The organism is Dryocola clanedunensis subsp. sulfonylureivorans, assembly GCF_016756775.1.
Taxonomy (GTDB): domain Bacteria; phylum Pseudomonadota; class Gammaproteobacteria; order Enterobacterales; family Enterobacteriaceae; genus Dryocola; species Dryocola clanedunensis.
Map to the genome: position 1 here is coordinate 73,936 of NZ_JAERMU010000006.1, position 19,106 is coordinate 93,041.

General features: G+C 59.0%; 13 protein-coding genes. 6 read left to right on the plus strand and 7 right to left on the minus strand.

Annotation, left to right across the window (positions count from 1 at the left end; genetic code table 11):
- The first annotated feature begins 9 nt into the window (after positions 1-9).
- Positions 10-5,616, plus strand: a complete 5,607-nt coding sequence (locus HYQ67_RS07550) for an ATP-binding sensor histidine kinase (RefSeq protein WP_202302948.1) — start codon at positions 10-12, stop codon at positions 5,614-5,616.
- Here the strand turns inward: HYQ67_RS07550 and yieE are convergent.
- Entirely contained in the window at positions 5,613-6,485 is an 873-nt protein-coding gene (gene yieE / locus HYQ67_RS07555; protein ID WP_202302950.1) for a DNA-binding transcriptional regulator YeiE, read from the minus strand. The two genes, HYQ67_RS07550 and yieE, sit on opposite strands and share 4 nt — an antisense overlap.
- Positions 6,486-6,588: 103 nt before the next feature.
- Here yieE and HYQ67_RS07560 point away from each other — a divergent pair, with 103 nt between their 5' ends.
- Both HYQ67_RS07560 and nfo read left to right on the plus strand, forming a co-directional pair.
- On the plus strand, positions 6,589-7,638 hold the full coding sequence (locus HYQ67_RS07560; protein ID WP_202302952.1) for a YeiH family protein: 1,050 nt from the start codon (positions 6,589-6,591) through the stop codon (positions 7,636-7,638).
- 72 nt (positions 7,639-7,710) lie between these two features.
- On the plus strand, positions 7,711-8,568 hold the full coding sequence (gene nfo / locus HYQ67_RS07565; RefSeq protein WP_202302954.1) for a deoxyribonuclease IV: 858 nt from the start codon (positions 7,711-7,713) through the stop codon (positions 8,566-8,568).
- Positions 8,569-8,657: 89 nt separating this feature from the next.
- Here nfo and HYQ67_RS07570 read toward each other — a convergent pair whose 3' ends face one another.
- The 4 genes from HYQ67_RS07570 to fruB all read right to left on the minus strand — a co-directional run bounded on the left by HYQ67_RS07570 (position 8,658) and on the right by fruB (position 13,435).
- Positions 8,658-9,485 (minus strand): sugar phosphate isomerase/epimerase family protein, encoded by an 828-nt coding sequence (locus HYQ67_RS07570; protein WP_202302956.1) that lies wholly within the window; start codon positions 9,483-9,485, stop codon positions 8,658-8,660.
- Positions 9,486-9,655: 170 nt separating this feature from the next.
- On the minus strand, positions 9,656-11,350 hold the full coding sequence (fruA, locus tag HYQ67_RS07575) for a PTS fructose transporter subunit IIBC (protein ID WP_202302958.1): 1,695 nt from the start codon (positions 11,348-11,350) through the stop codon (positions 9,656-9,658).
- A 16-nt stretch (positions 11,351-11,366) separates the two neighbouring features.
- Positions 11,367-12,305 (minus strand): 1-phosphofructokinase, encoded by a 939-nt coding sequence (gene fruK, locus HYQ67_RS07580; protein ID WP_202302960.1) that lies wholly within the window; start codon positions 12,303-12,305, stop codon positions 11,367-11,369.
- Positions 12,302-13,435 carry a fused PTS fructose transporter subunit IIA/HPr protein gene (gene fruB / locus HYQ67_RS07585; protein WP_202302962.1) on the minus strand — a complete coding sequence of 378 codons (1,134 nt, stop codon included), beginning with the start codon at positions 13,433-13,435 and terminating at the stop codon, positions 12,302-12,304. The genes fruK and fruB overlap by 4 nt, the downstream gene beginning before the upstream one ends.
- A gap of 367 nt (positions 13,436-13,802) precedes the next feature.
- Between fruB and setB the strand changes: the two genes are divergently transcribed.
- Positions 13,803-14,984 (plus strand): sugar efflux transporter SetB, encoded by a 1,182-nt coding sequence (gene setB / locus HYQ67_RS07590; RefSeq protein ID WP_202302964.1) that lies wholly within the window; start codon positions 13,803-13,805, stop codon positions 14,982-14,984.
- On the opposite strand, the gene HYQ67_RS07595 is transcribed toward setB, so the two are convergent.
- On the minus strand, positions 14,981-15,235 hold the full coding sequence (locus HYQ67_RS07595) for a YkgJ family cysteine cluster protein (protein WP_202302966.1): 255 nt from the start codon (positions 15,233-15,235) through the stop codon (positions 14,981-14,983). The two genes, setB and HYQ67_RS07595, sit on opposite strands and share 4 nt — an antisense overlap.
- A 172-nt stretch (positions 15,236-15,407) precedes the next feature.
- Here HYQ67_RS07595 and yeiP point away from each other — a divergent pair, with 172 nt between their 5' ends.
- Complete coding sequence (gene yeiP / locus HYQ67_RS07600) at positions 15,408-15,980, plus strand: elongation factor P-like protein YeiP (protein WP_202302968.1); 573 nt, start codon at positions 15,408-15,410, stop codon at positions 15,978-15,980.
- A gap of 244 nt (positions 15,981-16,224) precedes the next feature.
- On the opposite strand, the gene uxuA is transcribed toward yeiP, so the two are convergent.
- Positions 16,225-17,418, minus strand: a complete 1,194-nt coding sequence (gene uxuA / locus HYQ67_RS07605) for a mannonate dehydratase (protein WP_202302970.1) — start codon at positions 17,416-17,418, stop codon at positions 16,225-16,227.
- A 210-nt stretch (positions 17,419-17,628) separates the two neighbouring features.
- Between uxuA and HYQ67_RS07610 the strand changes: the two genes are divergently transcribed.
- Positions 17,629-19,089: a mannitol dehydrogenase family protein gene (locus HYQ67_RS07610; protein WP_202302972.1), complete on the plus strand. Its 1,461-nt coding sequence runs from the start codon at positions 17,629-17,631 to the stop codon at positions 19,087-19,089.
- Positions 19,090-19,106: the final 17 nt, after the last annotated feature.

Consider the following 19,106-nt stretch of genomic DNA (forward strand, 5'->3'; position numbering starts at 1 on the left):
GACCCCCTAATGAATAACAAGCCGACCCCGTCCGACCGTGCCGTTCTTGCCGACCTTCAGGAAGGGCAGCTATTTTCCTTCAGGGACGACGTGATTTTTACGCCGCTTATCAGGGAGGGCAGCATCGCCTGGATGAACGGCAGACACCCCTTTTCAGACGGAGCCTTTATTCTGGCTACCGCCGTGAGCGATGAGGCGGAGCCGGACGCGACGCAGCTGCTAAAAAATGAGTTTGCGCTGCGCCCCTGGTTGTCCAGCGCCTGGGCCGTAAAGCCCGCAGCCTGCACCCAGTATCGCGGCCGCTACGCCCTGGTTTATCCGACCTTCTCCTTCGAACCGCTGACGCGGGTGACGGGCCAGCCGATGAGCTGTATCGCCAGCTTCCTGGCGCTGGCCATCCGCATTTGCCATCCGCTGCGCCTGATGCACATGCGCAACCTGATTCACGGCGACATCAAGCCCGGCCATATCTTTCTGAACGGCGACGCCGCCTGCCGCCTCGCGGGCTTCGGCCTGACCACCGGCACCTCGAAAGAGCTGAAACAGGCCCGGCTCGCTTTTTCCGGCGGCACGCTTGCCTATATGTCACCGGAGCACACCAACCGCACCCAGCGGCCGGTGGACAGCCGCAGCGATCTTTATAGCCTCGGCATTGTGCTGTACGAGCTGCTGACGGGGACGCTGCCCTTCGACTTAAGCGCCGGGGGACTGGCGGAGTGGGCGCATCATCACATCGCCTCTGAACCCCGCCCGCCGCATCTCGTCAGAAATACGATTCCGGTGATGCTTTCCGGCATCATTCTGCGCCTGCTCGCCAAGTCGCCGGATAACCGTTACCAGACCGTGGATGGCCTGGTGGCGGATTTGCGCCGCTGTCAGGCCACGCTCGACGAAAACAGCGACATCCCGCCTTTTACGCCGGGCTTACAGGATCTTTCCCCTGAGGTGCATCTCACCGACACGCTGTACACCGCTCATCCACAGTCGCGGGAGCTTGTCGCGGCCTTCGACGAGGTTAATCAAAGCGGTAATCACCTGCTGGTGGCGATCGGCGGTCCGTCCGGGATCGGTAAATCCTCCCTGATTGCCTCGGCCCTGAAGGAGCTGCAGAACAGGCATGCTCTGCTCGCCATAGGCAAGGTCGATCAGTTTTCCGCTTCGCTGCCTTACGGCGTGCTGACTTCTGCGTTCCGTTCGCTGACGCTGACCCTGCTCGGCCTGCCCGCTGAAGAAGTTGCGGTATGGAAGATGCGCCTTTCGCGCGCCCTTGAAGGTTACGAAGGGCTGGCGATTAATCTTGTTCCCGAGCTTGGGCTGCTGATTGACGCGAGGTCCCACCGCGCGCCCGATCCGCTGTCGACGGATGCCAGGGCGAGATTTGATCACATGGTGCTAAACCTGGTCACTTCCTTTGCCACGCCGGGCTGCCCGCTGATCCTGCTGATAGACGATCTGCACTGGATTGACACCGCCAGCCTGCACGTCCTGACGTTTATCCTGAAAAACAGCGCCGCGCTGCCGCTGCTGATGGTCATAGCCCTGCGGGACGGCGCGACGCCCGACAAGAGCGGAGTTTCCGGCGCGCTGGAACAGCTGTCCGGCGCCGCGCAGCGGCTAAAGGCGATTGCCCCAGCCCCGCTGTCGGTGAAGGCCATCGCCCGCTGGCTGGCGGACGTTTTCCAGCAGCGCTCGGCGGACACCCCGGACCTTGCCAGACTGATCCATGAGAAAACAGGCGGTAATCCGCTCTTTTTGCACGAGTTCTTCAAGCGTATCGTGGAGGACGGGCTGGTTACCCACAGCAAATACCAGGGGAAATGGCACTACGATCTGGCGGCGATCCGGGCGCGCCATTACACCGAAAACGTCGTCAGCCTGGTGCTTCAGCAGCTGGAGAAAATGCCGCCGGAGACCCGCAGGCTGCTGGGAAGCCTCGCCTGCCTGGGCAGCCGGGGCGAGCTGGATACCGTCAGCCGCGTGCTGAGCATCTCCGATGCCGATATCCGCTATCAGCTACATCCTGCCGTCACGGCGCAGCTGCTTACCCTGTCGACGGACGGCTGGGCCTTTACCCACGACAAGGTGCAGGAGGCGGCTTTTGCCCTGCTGGACAGCGCTGAAAAAGGCCGTCTGCATCTCACCACCGCCAGCATTATGGCGGAGGCCTCCCGGCTGGCCGCGGGCAACGAAATGCTGTTCCGCGCCATCCACCACGTGTCGGCGGCGATAGACTGCGTTCAGCCGCCCGCGCAGCGCAAAATGTTCCGCGAGCTGAGCATGCTGGCGGCGCAGCGGGCCAGGCGGACCGGCGATTACCTGTCGGCGCTGCGCTATCTGCAGACCGCAAGGGCGCTGGAGGGCGGCGCTGCCGAAAACGCTGCCGACCTGCGGCTGGAGCTGGAGGAAGCCGAGTGCGAGTTTTTACTCGGCAACCTCGCCGCCGCCCGCCAGCTTTGCGACCGGCTGCTGGGCTCCCCCGGCGGGATGACGGAGAAAGTCGCCGCCGCCAACCTGCTGGCGGAAATTCACATGCGCCAGTCCGACAACCAGCTGGCGCTGGAAACCACCCTGTGCTGGCTGTCCGTTTCCGGGATTTCCATTGACCGCTATCCTGATGCCAGCGGGTGCAACGCCGCCTGGGAGGCGCTCAACAATCGCATCGGCGATAACCCGGCGGCGGTGTTTGCCCACCTGCCGGAGATGGCCCATCCCGAAACGGAAGCGGTGATGAACCTGCTGTCCAGCGCCAGCATCTTCGCCAGCTTCAGCAACCCGCACCTGCACTTCATGCTGCTGTGCCAGATGCTGCACCTTACGCTTGAGCGCGGCGTGACCGGAGCTTCAACCTCCGCAATGGGCTGGTTCGGCGTGCTGATTGGCGAACGCTACGCCGAGTACCGGCTGGGCTTCAGGTATGCCCGGCAGGCCCGTGAATTAGTCGAGCGCCACGGCTTCAGCGCCTGCGAAGCCAAAACCCTGCTGCCGCTTGACCAGCTCAGCGTCTGGACGCAGCCGCTCTCCTATACCACCGAATGCGCGAAAGCCTGCTTCACGGCGGCGGTCACCCACGGCGATTTAACCATCGCCTCGTTTGCCGCCTGCCATCAGGTGATCAACTTTTTAAGCCGTGGCGATCACCTGGATAACGTGCTGACCAGCATCGAGCGCGGGCTGGCCTTCGTGCGCAAAACCCAGTTCCAGGACGTGGAGCGCATCCTTTTGCTTCAGCGCCACTACGTGGACTACCTCAGAAAACCGCCGGTGGGCAGCTGGGAAAGCGCGGAGGCGCTGCCCGACAGCCTGCTGCCCGTGGCGCCCGAACAGGCTCCGCAGCAGATGTCGACGCTGATCTTCTGGTTCTGGCTGTACCGTGGCATGGCGCACTTCATCTCCGGCAGCTACCCGCAGGCGCAGACCGCGCTGGACCAGGCCGCTTCTTTCGCCTGGTCGGCTCCCGGACACATCCACCAGCTGGATTTGCACCTCTACAGCGCCCTGACCCTCACCGTTCAGCTGACGCCGGAAACCTTCACCGCGAAACACCGGCGCAGGCTGGAAACCCACCACCACAAGATTGCCCTCTGGGCGCGCATTAACCCCGAGACGTTCGCCGATAAAGAAGCGCTGGTCTACGCGGAGATTGTTCGTCTTGACGGCATGAACAGCATTGCCCTGGAACAGTACGAAAAAGCCGTGCGGCTCTCCCGTGAAGCGGGATTCAACCCCGGCAACGCGCTGGCGCACGAGCTTGCCGGACGCTTTGCCTCAAGCTGCGGCTACCACACGGCGGCGGACGCGCATTTTCGCGGCGCGATGGCGGCCTGGGGGCGCATCGGCGCGCAGGCGAAGGTGAACCAGCTCATGCAGGCTTATCCCCACCTGGTTTCCGTGGCGCCAGCGACCCCCTACGACACCATCGCCTTCGCCCAGAACGAAGAGATTCGCGATCTGCAAAGCGTGATCAAAGCCTCCCGCGCGCTCTCGGAGGAGATCAATCTTGAACGATTAATTGAGATCCTGATGACCATGCTGCTGGAGCGGGCCGGAGCACAGCGCGGGCTGCTGATTCGCGTGCTGGACAACAATATTCCCCAGGTAGAAGCGAGCGCGCTGACCAGCAGCGACGGCGTGCGGGTGCGCATCCTCAGGGATATGCCGATGGCGAGCGATATGCCGCTGTCGGTGCTGGCGGCGGTGATCCGTACCGGGCAGGAGATCCGCACCGGAAAACCCGAAGAGTTCAGCCCCTTCTCGCAGGACCCCTATCTGGTGACCTCCGGCGCAGCGGTGCTCTGCGTGCCGATGTTTAAGGGCGCACGCCTGGTCGGGGTGCTGTATCTGGAAAATCGCCTGATGCCCGAGGTCTTTACCGCCGAGCACTCTAAGGTCGTCAGCCTGCTCGGGGCACACGCCGCCGTCTCTCTTGAAACGGCCCGGCTGTATGCCGAGCTGCTGGAGGAGAACATTCAGCGCCGCCGGGTGGAAAAAGAGCTGCGCGCAAGCCAGACCTCGCTGATGCTGGGGGAGCAGATCAGCCATACCGGCAGCTGGCGCTGGGAGATTGAGCAGGACCTGATGTTCATGTCCGAAGAGTATGCCCGCATCCTCGGCCTGCCGGAGAAGCAGAAGATGATTTCCATGGCGGAATTTCTGACCTTCGTCCACCCGGACGACTATCTGCGCGTCAGCGAAGTGGTCACCGACGGGGTGCGCGACGGGCTGACGCTACAGGCAGAATTCCGCATCGTGAATGCCCAGGGAAGCATGCGCTACATTCTGGGCATCGGCAGCCCGGTGGGGGTGGGCACCGAGATCTACGAATATTACGGCACCATCACCGATATCACCACGCAGCGGCAGGCGGAAGATGCCGTCAGGGTGGCCCAGGCGGAGCTGGCCCGCGTGTCCCGCGCGACCACCGTCGGCCAGCTTACCTCTTCCATCGCCCACGAGATTAATCAGCCTCTGATGTCGATAGTCTCGAACGCGGGGGCCAGCCTGCGCTGGCTGAATCACGATCCGGTAAGACACGATAATATTCGCGCCGGACTGGAGGAAATCGTCGCGGAAGGCCAGCGCGCGGGGGAGATAATCCGCAGCATCCAGGCCCTGACGCGCAAGCGGGAATCCCACTTCTGCCGTATCGACCTGCACTACCTGGTGCGCCACATTATGACGCTGTCGCGCAGCGAAATTGAACAACGAAGGGTGGCCGTGGAGTACGAACTGAAGGCCGACAGGAGCTTTATTTTTGCCGACAGCGTGCAGATCCAGCAGGTGCTCATCAACCTGGTGATCAACGCCGTGGAGGCGATGGCCGATGTCACCGGCCGCACCCGCACGCTGCGCATAGTCACCGGTAACCCTGATGAGGCCTCGGTGGCCCTGCACGTTACGGACAACGGCACGGGCCTGCCTCCTGAAGTCCGGGAGCGGGTTTTTGATTCGTTTTACACCACTAAGGCGCAGGGCATGGGGATGGGGCTGACCATCAGCCATTCCATTATCGAACGGCACCAGGGCAGGCTGACGGCGCAGCCGAACGCTCCCCACGGCAGCTGTTTCAGCTTCACGCTGCCGACGAAGGAGCGCGAGGCTTCACCGGATGGGGGTTAAACCGATTCCTCGCAATAGCGCAAAAAACGCTGCAAAGCATTCGAGATATGCTTCTGGCGATGATGAATGCGGTAAAGCGTGCGCTTAAGTTTGGGCAATGGCACCTCGACCTCCACCAGCGAGCCGGTTTCCAGCTGCTCCTGGATTACCCGGCGGGACAAACAGCTGATGCCAAGGCCGTGGCGCACCGCGTGTTTGATGGCCTCCGAGTTGCCCAGCTCCATGCCCAGATGGAACTGCGGCAGATGGGAGAGCAGCAGGTAGTCAACGATTTCACGCGTGCCTGAACCTTTCTCACGCAGGATCCACTGCTGCTTTGCCAGCGACTCGAGGGTTACAGGCTCTTTCAGCAAGGGGGCTGAAGGTGCCGCAAAGACGACCAGCTCGTCCTCCAGCCAGGGCTCGGTGACCAGCTCCGTCATATGGCTTGGGCCTTCGATAAGGCCGATATCGACGCGGAAATCCGCCACCGCATTGATCACGTCCTGGCTGTTGCCGACGCTCATCTCCAGCGGCAGCGCGGGGAAATCACGGCGATAGCGGGCGATCATCTCCGGCAGAATATAGTTGCCGATGGTGCTGCTGGCGTAGACGCGAATCGCGCCGTTGGCTTCGCGGAAGAGCTGTTCTATTTCTCCTGCTTGTTCGAGCAGGCCCACCACGCGCGGGTAAAGCAGCCTTCCGTGCTCGTTCACCACCAGCCGCTTGCCCACGCGGTCAAACAGCTGAACGCCGAGCTGCCCTTCCAGATCCGCCAGCGCCGCGCTGACGGCGGACTGCGACAGGGCCAGCATCTGCGAGGCCTGGGTGGTAGAGCCGCTTTTTAATACCTCAGCAAAAACTTCTAACTGCCGCAGCGTGATGTGCATTGCCTTTCGCCTTAACACTTATTTCGATTGATTATAAATATATAATCAATTTTATTTTTAAGCCAGCCCGCCCTATCCTTTTGCCATCACAAAGGAGAAGGCTATGACTGCACACACTATTCCCGCACCGCGTCACACCCTGCGGCATTTCCTGCCAGGGCTGGCGCTGACCGGTATCATTACTGCATTTGCTCTGTGGATGGGCAATATCCCGTCCGTTACCGGGCTTGGGCTGGGCGCGCTGACGCTGGCTATTTTATGCGGCATGGTCGTCGGTAATACCCTGTACCCAAAAATCTGGCAGCAGTGCGACGGCGGCGTGCTGTTCGCTAAGCAGCATCTGCTGCGCCTGGGGATTATTCTTTATGGCTTCCGCCTGACGTTTTCGCAAATCGCCGACGTCGGCGCCAGCGGTATTATCATCGACATTCTGACCCTAACAAGCACCTTTACCCTCGCCTGCTGGCTTGGACAGAAGGTGTTTGGGCTGGATAAACAAACCAGCTGGCTGATTGGCGCGGGCAGCAGCATCTGCGGTGCGGCAGCGATTCTGGCCACCGAACCCGTAGTCAAAGCGGAGGCCAGCAAAGTCACCGTGGCCGTAGCGACCGTGGTTATCTTCGGGACGCTGGCGATATTCATCTACCCGATGATTTATCCGTTTGTCACCCAGTGGTTTACGCCTGAAACCTTCGGGATTTATACCGGCTCGACCATGCATGAAGTTGCGCAGGTTGTGGCGGCAGGCCATGCCATCAGCCCGGAAACGGAGAACGCGGCGGTGATCGCCAAAATGCTGCGCGTCATGATGCTGGCACCGTTCCTGATTTTCCTTGCGGCGCGCGTTAAGCAGCTTGCTCCGGCTGGTGCGGCACAGGCGAGCAAAATCACCATCCCGTGGTTCGCCGTGCTGTTCATCGTGGTCGCCATCTTCAACTCTCTCCACCTGCTGCCCGTAAGCCTGGTGAACGCGCTGGTAACGCTGGATACCTTCCTGCTGGCAATGGCGATGGCGGCGCTGGGCCTGACCACCCACATTGGCGCACTGAAGAAAGCCGGGGTGCGTCCTCTGCTGATGGCGCTGGTGCTGTTCATCTGGCTTATCGTCGGCGGTGCGGCCATTAACCTGGGCATCCACCATTTAATGGCCTGATGAGAGAAATTTACCTGCTAACCCGCTATCATTGCGTTTTCCCGGTAGCGGGTTTTGACAGGAGAAACAAAGATGAAGTTTATTGGAGCGCACGTCAGCGCCTCGGGCGGATTAGAAAACGCCGCCGTTCGCGCCCACGAACTGGACGCTACCGCTTTTGCCCTGTTTACTAAAAACCAGCGTCAATGGCGGGCCGCGCCGCTCACCGATGAAGTCATCAGCAACTTCAAACGCGCCTGCGAAAAGTACAGCTACGGGCCGGGCCAGATCCTGCCTCACGACAGCTATCTGATTAACCTGGGCCATCCGGTTGAAGAGGCGCTGGAAAAATCCCGCGAGGCCTTTCTGGATGAGATGCAGCGCTGCGAACAGCTCGGGCTGACGCTGCTGAACTTCCACCCAGGCAGCCACCTGAAGCAAATACCTGAAGAAGAGTGCCTGGCGAAAATCGCCCAGTCCATCAACATCGCGCTGGATAAAACCAAAGACGTGGTGGCGGTTATCGAAAACACCGCGGGCCAGGGCAGCAATCTGGGCTTCCGCTTTGAGCATCTGGCGGCGATTATCGACGGCGTGGAGGACAAATCCCGCGTTGGCGTCTGCATTGACACCTGCCACGCGTTTGCGGCGGGCTACGATCTGCGGACCGAAGAGGACTGCGAGAAAACGTTCAGCGAATTCGAACGCATCGTCGGCTTCCAGTATTTACGCGGCATGCACCTGAACGATGCCAAAAGCGAATTCGGCAGCCGGGTTGACCGCCACAACAGCCTGGGCGCAGGTAATATTGGCCATACGCCTTTTGCGTGGCTGATGCGCGACAGCCGCTTCGACGGCATCCCGCTGATTCTGGAAACGACCAATCCGGATATCTGGGCCGAAGAGATCGCCTGGCTGAAAGCCCAGCAGCACGAAGCCGCTGTGGCATAATTTTATTACGGCGGATGACGCTGGCGCTTATCCGCCCTACACCCATTTTCGTTGGGCGGATAAGCGTTAACGTCATCCGCCGGTAACTTTCAGGCAAACTTCACTAAACGCTCGCTTAAATTCTCTTCCAGCCACCGCAGCGACTCAAATCCTGCTTTCGCGATCTTGCCCGGCTCTGCCTGCTGATACTCATCATTAAAAATCTCCAGCGACCACGGCCCCCGATAGCCTTTGTCCACCAGCGTTCTGGCGAACGCCAGCACCGGCAGCTCGCCCATGCCGGGCACGCAGCGGTAGTGGCGGCTCCATTGCAGCACATCCAGATCTTTACGCGGCGCATCCGCCAGCTGGACAAAAAAGATTTTCTCCAGCGGGATGTTTGCCAGATTGAGTTCATCCCCCAGGGCCAGCACGTGGAAGCTGTCCAGCACTATCCCCAAAGACGCGCTGTTAACGGCTTTTACCCGGTCCCACGACTGCTGATAGCGGTTGACATGCCTGCCCCAGGCCAGCGCCTCATAGCCCACTTTCACACCGTGCTGGCGGGCAAGCTCGGCTATCCTGCCCAGGTCGCTAATCTGCTTATCCCGGCTCGCGTCGCACTGCTCGTCTACGTTGCTGCACAGCAATAGCTTTTCGCAGCCCAGCTGATTCATCGTCTCGAACATTCTGCGCGCCCGCTCGAGGTTTGTCTCCATCAGCGCTTCCGGCATGCCTTCGAAGTCACGAAACGGCTGGTACAACAAAATCTCTAAGCCCAGGCTGCCGGCGAGCTTCGCTACATCGCGAGCGCTGCCCTGATAAGCCTGGAGATCGGGTTCAAAGATTTCCACCCCGCTAAAGCCTGCTCTGGCAATGGCGTGAAGTTTTTCGGGTAACGTACCGGCAAGACAAACTGTGGCAATTGAACGCTGCATACTTTCCTCGGCAACCGTGTGGGAGAGCCTTAATAATTGAACCATATGGTTCATTTAGCAACATTCAGGTAACAAATGACGTTGTAAGCAAGGCTTGCCGGAAGTGGAAACTAAAAACGCCCCCGGTGGCAACCGGAGGCGTTGGGGTCAACTTACTGTTAATGCGGAGATTAAGCGGCTTTAGCAGCCAGCTCGGCATCCGGACGTTTCAGGAAGGCGTAAGACAAACCTGCCAGCAACGTGCCCGCCACAATCGCAATCAGATAACCCAGCACCGGCGTAATCGCACCAGGGATCAGCAGAACGAACAGACCGCCGTGCGGTGCCATCAGCTTCGCGCCAACCGCCATGGAGATAGCCCCTGTTACCGCGCCACCCACGATACAGCAAGGCAGAACGCGCATCGGGTCACGGGCCGCGAACGGAATCGCCCCTTCAGTAATGAAGCACAGGCCAAGCACCAGCGCCGCTTTACCGCCTTCCTGCTCGGATTTAGCGAACTTACGGCGAGCAACCAGCGTAGCCAGGCCCAGCGCCAGCGGTGGCACCATGCCCGCAGCCATAATCGCCGCCATTGGTGCGTACGTCTGGGTACTCAGCAGGCCAACACCGAAAGCGTAAGCCGCTTTGTTCACCGGGCCGCCCATATCGGTGCACATCATACCGCCGAGGATCGCGCCAAGCAGTACCGCGTTTGCGGTGCCCATGGTTTGCAGCCAGTGGGTCAGACCTTCAAGAATTTTAGCAACCGGCGTACCGATCAGGTAGATCATCGCCAGGCCAACCACCAGGCTGGAAATCAGCGGAATAATCAGGATCGGCTTCAGCGCTTCCATGCTTGGCGGCAGCTTCAGCTTAGTGCTGATCGCTTTCGCCACGTAGCCCGCAAGGAAACCGGCAATGATCCCGCCGATGAAACCCGCGCCGGTGCTCACGGCCAGCATACCGCCGATAAGACCCGGCGTCAGGCCAGGACGGTCAGCAATGGAGAACGCAATGTAACCCGCCAGTACCGGCACCATCAGCGCAAAGGCGGAACCTCCACCAATTTGCATCAGTGCGGCAGCCAGCGTGCCAGGCTCTTTGAAAGCTTCGATACCAAAGGCGAAGGAGAGCGCGATACACAGGCCGCCAGCAACAACCATCGGCAGCATGTAAGAAACGCCGGTCAGCAGGTGACGGTAAGCTCCGGCCCCCTCTTTCTTGCCTTCTTTTGCAGACGCGGCGCTCTGGCCTTTGGCTTCAAAGATGGTCGCTTCGGTCTGCGCCTTATCCAGCTCCTGAGCCGTTTTCTTCAGCGCAAGACCGGTTGAGGTGCGGTACATCGGCTTACCGGCAAACTTCGCCAGATCCACTTCGATGTCGGCCGCCACGATCACCAGATCGGCCTCGGCTACTTCTTCCGGCGTGATGGCATTGCCTGCACCGACGGAACCACGCGTTTCAACCTTCACCCACCAGCCGCGCTTTTTCGCTTCGGTTTCGATGGCTTCAGCCGCCATAAAGGTGTGCGCCACGCCGGTCGGGCAGGCGGTGACGGCAACAATACGTTTCGGGCCTTTGGCAGCCGCAGCCGGTGCCGCAGCGACAGCTGGCGCGGTATACGGTTTGGCTTTGCCTTTTGCTTCGCTTAAGAACAGCTCAGGGTGCAGCACCGCACGGTCGATATCGCCCAGGAAGACATTTTTGCCGTTCAGGGCGGTGTCAGCAGGGACGGAGGTGCCCACCACGATCGCCAGTTCAGCCTCGTTCGGGTTGTCGATAATTGTCAGATGCGCTTTGGCAGCCGCGGAGCTCAGCAGGGTTTTCGCGAGGTAAGCGCGCGCCTGGCCAAGCGTAGGATCGATAATCAGCAGCGTTTTCATTATTCCTCTCCTGCTGTTAGTTAAAAGGTTGCAGATCGACGCGGGCCATCATGGCGGCCAGCTGGGTGCGATCGGTAATGCCAACGTTGCTCTGGCTCACCGCCAGCGCCGCAACGGCTGTGGCCAGGCGCAGGGTATGCTCGCTGGATTCACGCATCAGCAGGCCGTAAATCAGACCGCCAACCATGGAATCCCCGGCGCCCACGGTGCTGACAACTTCGCAGGCAGGCGGTTTGGCAATCCATTCGCCCGACGCGTTCACCCACAGCGCGCCTTCGGCACCCAGGGAGATAACAACGTGTGCGATGCCCTGCTCGCGCAGGGCGTGCGCGGCTTCGATCACGTCTTTCATTTCAGGAAGCTTGCGGCCAGCCCAGATTTCCAGCTCGCGGCGGTTTGGTTTGACCAGCCACGGAGCGGCCTTCAGCCCGGCTACCAGCGCCTCACGGCTGCTGTCAAAGATGATGCACGGACACTGGCTGCGCAGACGGGTCATCCAGTCGGTGAAGGCTTCCGGCGTCACGCCCGCAGGCAGGCTGCCGCTGACGCAAACCATATCGAACTGGCCCAGCCAGCTCAGGGAGTCGGCAACGAAGCGCTCCCAGTCGGACGGCGTCACTTCAAAGCCGGAGAAGTTAAAGTCGGTGACTTCGCCGTCTTTCTCGGTCAGCTTGACGTTGATGCGGGTACGGCCCTGCACCACCTGAAAACGGTTGGCGATGCCCAGCTCGCTGAACAGCTGCTGGAAGCCGTCCTGGTTATCTTTGCCCAGGAAACCGCCCACGGTGACGTCAATGCCCAGGTCTTTAAGGACTTTGGCGACGTTGATGCCTTTTCCCGCTGCGTGCAGGCCCGTCGTGCGAACGAGGTTCACTTCACCGCGTTCAACTTCCGGGGTATAGCCAACCAGGTCATAGGCCGGGTTCAGCGTAATTGTTGCGACACGTCTGGTCATGCGGCCCCCTCGCCCAGACCGGCGGCGATAGCTTCGCCGATAGCCTGTAATGCCTGCTGTGCGTCATCGCCCTGGGCGGTAAAGCGCAGACGGTGGCCTTTTTTCACGCCCAGCGCGACAACCTTCATCAGGCTGCGGCCGTTAGCGGGTTTACCGGAACCGTCGAGATTGGTCACGGTGATATCACTGCTGAACTGCTTGATGGTATTCACCAGCATCGTACCCGGACGGGCATGCAGGCCGTGTTCGTTGCGGATGGTGAACTCTTCCGTCAGCACGTTTTCAGCCGGTGCGGCATCGCTGGTCAGCAGCGTCAGCAAAGTCGGCGCATCCGCGTTCAGCAGGTGCTCTGCTTTATTGTTGATCAGCAGGTCGCTAAGGCGATTCAGTACCTGTAGCGGCTGGTCGTCGGCGACGGCTACGGTCATCAGCATGGAGACCGGCTCGCCTTCCGCTTCAAAAGCAGCGGACGGACGGCTGATAGCCACCGCGCTGGCAAGGTTGCCTTCGGTGCTGTCGCTGAGCCAGATACCCTGACCGAGATACAGCGGCCTGTTGGAAACGACGTTGCTGACAAAGGAGGCATCCGCCGCGCCAGCCTGTTTGATGCGGCCAGCGTTCAGCGCCTGTAATGTCATGAGATCGCTTGCGGTGACGTCCAGCGCCAGCAGGGAGTTGTCAAACAGCAGCGCGGCGCTTTGTTTTTCGCCCATCAGCAGGGCACGCACTTCTTCTGCAGTCGAAGCGGTGCGCAGCTGTTCAGCTACGGCGTCATCGCTTAACACATGCGTCAGCTGGCGCAGCAGCCCCAGGTGTTCGTCGGAGCTGGCGGCAATACCGATTGCCACATAGGCTTTCTGCCCTTCCGCCCACTCAATGCCCTGCGGGAACTGGAAGACCTGAACGCCGGTTTTCAGCACCAGGTCGCGCGTATCGGTAGTGCCGTGCGGGATGGCGATGCCGTTGCCCAGATAGGTTGCGGTCTGCTGCTCGCGCGCAAGCATGCCGTCGACGTAGCCTTCGGCCACGTTACCCGCCTGCACAAGTGCAGCGGCAACCTGACGGATGGCCTCTTCTTTACTCCCGGCGCTTTGGCCAGGATGGATGTCCTGAACAGATAACTGGAACATGGATCCTCTCTTCTGCTGAATTGAAACGATTCAGCTGTTATGAGAAAAAAAGCGCCCTCTGGTGTGACAATGGCAACAAGACGACGCTGAAACGTTTCAATGAGTGTGTGTATTTCCCGCAAATCAGGCAAGCACTGTTGCGATTTGTTTACTGGAATTTTGAGGTTACGCACATTTTTATGCTCACCAAAACGTCAGAGCTGAAATAAAGCCCGGCCTTCTTTTAAGCTTCAGCAAACTTCAGCTTTAGCAAAACTTAATCAGAACGCCGTTTTGACTTTTTGTGTCCCTTTTGATTTGAAGCGCTGTTTATTCGCTCACAAGGCGCGTAAACTCCGCGCGTTCACTCATCAACGACCCTGACCCCATGCAAAACACCCCAGTGGCCGCGGCCCGCAAGCCCCTCGATCTGACGTCATCCGCCTTCTTGATTGTAGCTTTTTTAACCGGTATTGCAGGCGCGCTGCAAACGCCTACCCTGAGCCTGTTTCTGGCGACGGAAGTCCACGTCCGTCCGGCGCTGGTTGGCTTCTTTTTTACCGGCAGCGCGGTTATCGGCATTCTGGTCAGCCAGTTCCTGGCGGGACGTTCAGACCGTAAAGGGGATCGCAAGGCGCTGATTTTTGTCTGCTGCCTGCTCGGCGCGCTGGCCTGCCTGCTGTTTGCGTGGAACCGCAACTACTTTGTTTTGCTGTTCGTTGGGGTGTTCCTGAGCAGCTTCGGCTCTACCGCGAACCCGCAGATGTTCGCCCTGGCCCGCGAGCACGCGGACCGCACCGGCCGCGAAGCCGTGATGTTCAGCTCGATTTTACGCGCGCAGGTTTCCCTGGCCTGGGTTATCGGCCCGCCAATCGCCTACGCGCTGGCGCTGGGCTTTGGCTTCACCACCATGTATCTGAGCGCCGCCTTTGCCTTTGTGGTGTGCAGCCTGATGGTCTGGCTATTCCTGCCGTCGATGCGTAAAGCGCCCGCTGCGGCGACCGGCAAGCTGGAAGCCCCTCGCCGCAACCGCCGCGATGCGCTGCTGCTGTTCGTGGCCTGCACCATGATGTGGGGCTGCAACAGCCTGTACATCATTAATATGCCGCTCTATATCATTAACGAACTGCATCTGCCGGAGAAGCTGGCGGGGGTGATGATGGGAACGGCGGCGGGCCTTGAAATCCCCACCATGCTGATTGCGGGCTACTACGCAAAACGCTTTGGGAAACGCTTCCTGATGCGTATCTCGCTGGTTGCTGGCCTGCTGTTCTATATCGGCATGCTGACGCTGCACAACGAGATGATGCTGCTGGGGCTACAGCTGCTGAACGCGATTTTCATCGGCATTCTGGCGGGGATTGGCATGCTCTACTTCCAGGATTTGATGCCGGGACAGGCGGGCGCGGCCACTACGCTGTATACCAACACCACGCGCGTGGGCTGGATTATTGCTGGCTCAATGGCCGGAGTGGTGGCTGAAATCTGGAGCTATCACACCGTGTTCTTTATTGCGCTGGGCATGGTAGTCATTACGGCTTACTGCCTGCTGCGCATCAAAGACGTTTAGGGGACCGTTGCGGCCTCAAGCCAGATGAGATAATCCATCGCCTGCGCCCGCGTTGTGCCGCACATTTCGCGGCTGGCCTGCAGGCTGGCGCAAACCTTTGGCCTCAGCGGCGAAAGAAAGATTTTGCAGCGCATATCGTCGCCGAGCTGAACGCAGGGAGTATTTGCCGGTTTGCCGTTGGGCATGCCGGGTATCGGGCTGGATACGGAAGGTGCGGTGCAACAGGCGCCGCAATCAGGACGACAGTCCATCAGCATTACTCCGGTGGGCTGGCTAAGTGGGCGGACTGTAGCAGCCCCGCTCCGCCTTTACTACGCACATTTATACTTTGTCTCACCAGCGATGAAATCCGCTTGCCTGAACTGCCCCTCGCGAGTAATTTGTCGCAATATTTTCGCCTCTCAAATTTTACAGGAAACACCGATGGCAAGAGCTAACGAAATCAAAAAGGGTATGGTCCTTAACCACAACGGCAAGCTGCTGATTGTTAAAGATATCGATATCCAGTCACCGAGCGCACGCGGCGCGGCTACCCTTTATAAGATGCGTTTTTCCGACGTCCGTACCGGGCAGAAGGTGGAAGAGCGTTTCAAAGGTGACGATATCGTCGATACCATTACCCTGACCCGTCGTTTCGTTGATTTCTCTTATATCGACGGCAACGAATACGTGTTCATGGATAAAGAAGATTACACGCCGTACATCTTCACCAAAGACCAGATCGAAGACGAGCTGCAGTTCATCCCGGAAAGCGGCATGCCTGACATGCAGGTGCTGACCTGGGACGGCCAGCTGCTGGCGCTGGAGCTGCCGCAGACCGTGGATCTGGAAATCGTTGAAACCGCCCCTGGCATCAAAGGCGCGTCTGCAAGCTCCCGCACCAAGCCCGCCACTATGTCCACCGGCCTGGTGATTCAGGTTCCTGAATACATGGTGACCGGCGAGAAGATCCGCATTCATATCGCTGAGAAGCGCTCTATGGGCCGTGCTGATTAATTAAAATGTCGGATGGCGCAGGCTTATCCGGCCTGCGACCAAAAAAAACGCGCCTTCAGGCGCGTTTAGATTGCTGACAAAGAAGGAAAAAGCGTGGTTTTTCCTTCTTTGTGGTAAGCAGGCGAAAATCAATGAATTGATTTTCCTTGTTATTTATTCGGTGAGATCTTTGCGAAACGCATTCGCTTTAGGTTTGTCATCAGTCTGAACGCGCCTGAGGCGCGTTTTTTTATCTCCGTTCAGCTTATTTCAGCAGGTCCGGGAACATAATCTGCTTCAGCGCCAGCTCTACGCCGCGCACCTCTGCCAGCCCTTTCAGGCGGCCTATCGCCGAATAGCCCGGGTTGGTTTTCTTGTGCAGATCGTCCAGCATCTGGTGGCCGTGATCGGGGCGCATCGGAATCGGGCGTAAATCACCGCTCGCTTTACGGCGCTGCTCCTCCGTCAGAATCGCCTTCACTACCGCAACCATATCCACATCGCCCTGCAGGTGCGCGCCTTCATGGAAGGTTTTTGGGTTATCTTCACGGCAGGTGGCGCGCAGGTGGGTGAAGTGAATGCGGTCGCCGAATGTTTCTATCATGCGGACCAGGTCGTTATCCGCACGCACGCCGTAGGAGCCGGTACACATGGTGAAGCCATTGTTGATGCTGTCTACGGTCTCTTTCAGCCACTGCATATCTTCGATGGTAGAGACAATGCGCGGCAGGCCGAGGATTGGACGCGGTGGATCGTCGGGGTGAACGGCAAGACGTACGCCGACTTCATCGGCCACGGCGACGATCGCTCGCAGGAAGTAAGCCATGTTTTCGCGCAGCTGTGCTTTGTTAATGCCGTCGTATTCCGCAAGACGCGCACGGAATTGATCCAGCGTATAGCCCTCTTCCGCTCCCGGCAGCCCCGCGATGATGTTGCGGGTCAGCTTCTCAACTTCGGCTTCGGACATGTTATTGAAGTAGTCCTGCGCCTGACGCTGCTCTTCTTCGCTGTAGTCTGCCTCGGCGCCTTTGCGCTTCAGGATGTGCAGCTCAAACGCCGCGAAGGCAATCTGGTCAAAACGCAGCGCTCGCGAACCGTCCGGCAGTTCATATTCCAGATCGGTACGCGTCCAGTCGAGAATCGGCATAAAGTTGTAGCAGACGGTATCAATCCCGCATTCCGCCAGGTTACGGATGCTTTGCTGATAGTTAGCGATATGTTTGTCGTACTCGCCGCTGTGGGTCTTGATCTCTTCGTGAACGGGGATACTTTCGACGACGGACCAGGTCAGCCCTTTCGCCGCAAGCTCAGCCTGACGCTGTTTAATATCCTCGACCGGCCAGACTTCACCGTTAGGAATGTGGTGCAAAGCGGTGACCACACCAGTCGCGCCCGCCTGGCGCACATCATCCAGTGATACAGGGTCTTTCGGGCCATACCAACGCCAGGTTTGTTCCATTACCAGTTCCTCAGTTTAAAGTTGTCATACCAATTCTACGAAAAGATGATGACGACTACCATACCGCAATCCGGCTTATCGTCAATTTACCGGGCAACATTGGTTGATCAAGCTCACATTAAAGGGATAAACCCTGCACACCAATTTAATTTGCTGTCATATAACTTTAGACTGCAATTGTTATCATTACGTTAATCAGGATTTGCATTTATGAATACAATCGCTTCCGTCACCCTGCCAGAAGGCGTCCGTCAGCCGGGCTACGACCGCCAGGCGCTGAAAACCCGCATCGTCCATTTCGGCTTCGGCGCGTTTCACCGGGCGCACCAGGCGCTGCTTACCGACCGGGTTCTTAACGCTCGGGGCGGTGACTGGGGGATCTGCGAGATCAGCCTGTTTAGCGGCGATAAGTTGATGAGCGCCCTGCGCGCGCAGGATCACCTTTATACCGTGCTGGAGAAAGGGCCGGAGGGGAACCAGGCGATTATTGTCGGCGCGGTTAACGAATGCCTGAACGCAAAGCTCGACGGCATGGACGCAATTATTGAAAAATTCTGCGAGCCGCAGGTCGCTATTGTCTCGCTGACCGTGACGGAAAAGGGCTACTGCATCGATCCGGCGACGGGCAAGCTGGACGCCGCCAACGAACGCATCATGCACGACCTGCAAAACCCTGCTGAACCTCACTCTGCCCCCGGCATTCTGGTGGAGGCGCTGAACCGCCGCCGTGAACGCGGCCTGCCTCCGTTTACCGTTCTCTCCTGCGATAACATCCCGGACAACGGTCACGTCGTGCGAAACGCCGTCATCGGCATGGCGGAAAAGCGCAGCCAGCCGCTGGCCGACTGGATACGTGAACACGTGACTTTCCCTAGCACGATGGTTGACCGTATCGTACCTGCCGCTACCGAAGAATCTTTGCAGGAGATTACTGACGTGCTCGGCGTAGAAGATCCGTGTGCGATTTCAGGCGAGCCGTTTATCCAGTGGGTAATTGAAGATAATTTCGTTGCCGGACGCCCGGCGTGGGAAGTGGCCGGCGTGGAGATGGTGGACGACGTGATGCCCTGGGAGCAGATGAAGCTGCGCATGCTTAACGGCAGCCACTCGTTCCTGGCGTACCTCGGCTATCTGGCAGGCTATCAGCATATTAATGACTGCATGGCCGATGAGCATTTCAAACGTGCCGCTCATCAGCTCATGATGCAAGAGCAGGCTCCCACCCTGCGCGTCAAAGGCGTCGACCTTCAGCAGTATGCCAACAGCCTTCTTGAGCGATTCAGTAACCCTGCCTTGCAGCATCGCACCTGGCAGATAGCGATGGATGGCAGCCAGAAGCTCCCGCAGCGTATGCTGGATAGCGTACGCTGGCATCTGCAACAGGGCACTGAGTGGTCCTGTCTGGCACTGGGTATTGCGGGCTGGATGCGTTATGTCAGCGGTGTGGATGATGCAGGCAATGCTATCGATATTCGCGACCCGCTGGCGCAAAAAATCAGAGGGCTTGTCGAGCAAAGCTCTGAAAATGAACGTGTTGCCGCCCTGCTTTCCCTTCATGAGATCTTTGGTCAAGACCTTCCCAACGATGAAAGATTTGTACAGTGCGTAGGTGCAGCCTGGGACGAATTGCAGGCCAGAGGTGCAAAACAGGCCGTGGCAAATCTGGTTTAATTAACGATCCATGCCCT

Coding starts and splice junctions, on each gene's coding strand:
- HYQ67_RS07550 (WP_202302948.1), top strand. CDS start 10: ATGAATAACAAGCCGACCCCGTCCGACCGTGCCGTTCTTGCCGACCTT.
- yieE (WP_202302950.1), bottom strand. CDS start 6,485: ATGCACATCACGCTGCGGCAGTTAGAAGTTTTTGCTGAGGTATTAAAA.
- HYQ67_RS07560 (WP_202302952.1), top strand. CDS start 6,589: ATGACTGCACACACTATTCCCGCACCGCGTCACACCCTGCGGCATTTC.
- nfo (WP_202302954.1), top strand. CDS start 7,711: ATGAAGTTTATTGGAGCGCACGTCAGCGCCTCGGGCGGATTAGAAAAC.
- HYQ67_RS07570 (WP_202302956.1), bottom strand. CDS start 9,485: ATGCAGCGTTCAATTGCCACAGTTTGTCTTGCCGGTACGTTACCCGAA.
- fruA (WP_202302958.1), bottom strand. CDS start 11,350: ATGAAAACGCTGCTGATTATCGATCCTACGCTTGGCCAGGCGCGCGCT.
- fruK (WP_202302960.1), bottom strand. CDS start 12,305: ATGACCAGACGTGTCGCAACAATTACGCTGAACCCGGCCTATGACCTG.
- fruB (WP_202302962.1), bottom strand. CDS start 13,435: ATGTTCCAGTTATCTGTTCAGGACATCCATCCTGGCCAAAGCGCCGGG.
- setB (WP_202302964.1), top strand. CDS start 13,803: ATGCAAAACACCCCAGTGGCCGCGGCCCGCAAGCCCCTCGATCTGACG.
- HYQ67_RS07595 (WP_202302966.1), bottom strand. CDS start 15,235: ATGGACTGTCGTCCTGATTGCGGCGCCTGTTGCACCGCACCTTCCGTA.
- yeiP (WP_202302968.1), top strand. CDS start 15,408: ATGGCAAGAGCTAACGAAATCAAAAAGGGTATGGTCCTTAACCACAAC.
- uxuA (WP_202302970.1), bottom strand. CDS start 17,418: ATGGAACAAACCTGGCGTTGGTATGGCCCGAAAGACCCTGTATCACTG.
- HYQ67_RS07610 (WP_202302972.1), top strand. CDS start 17,629: ATGAATACAATCGCTTCCGTCACCCTGCCAGAAGGCGTCCGTCAGCCG.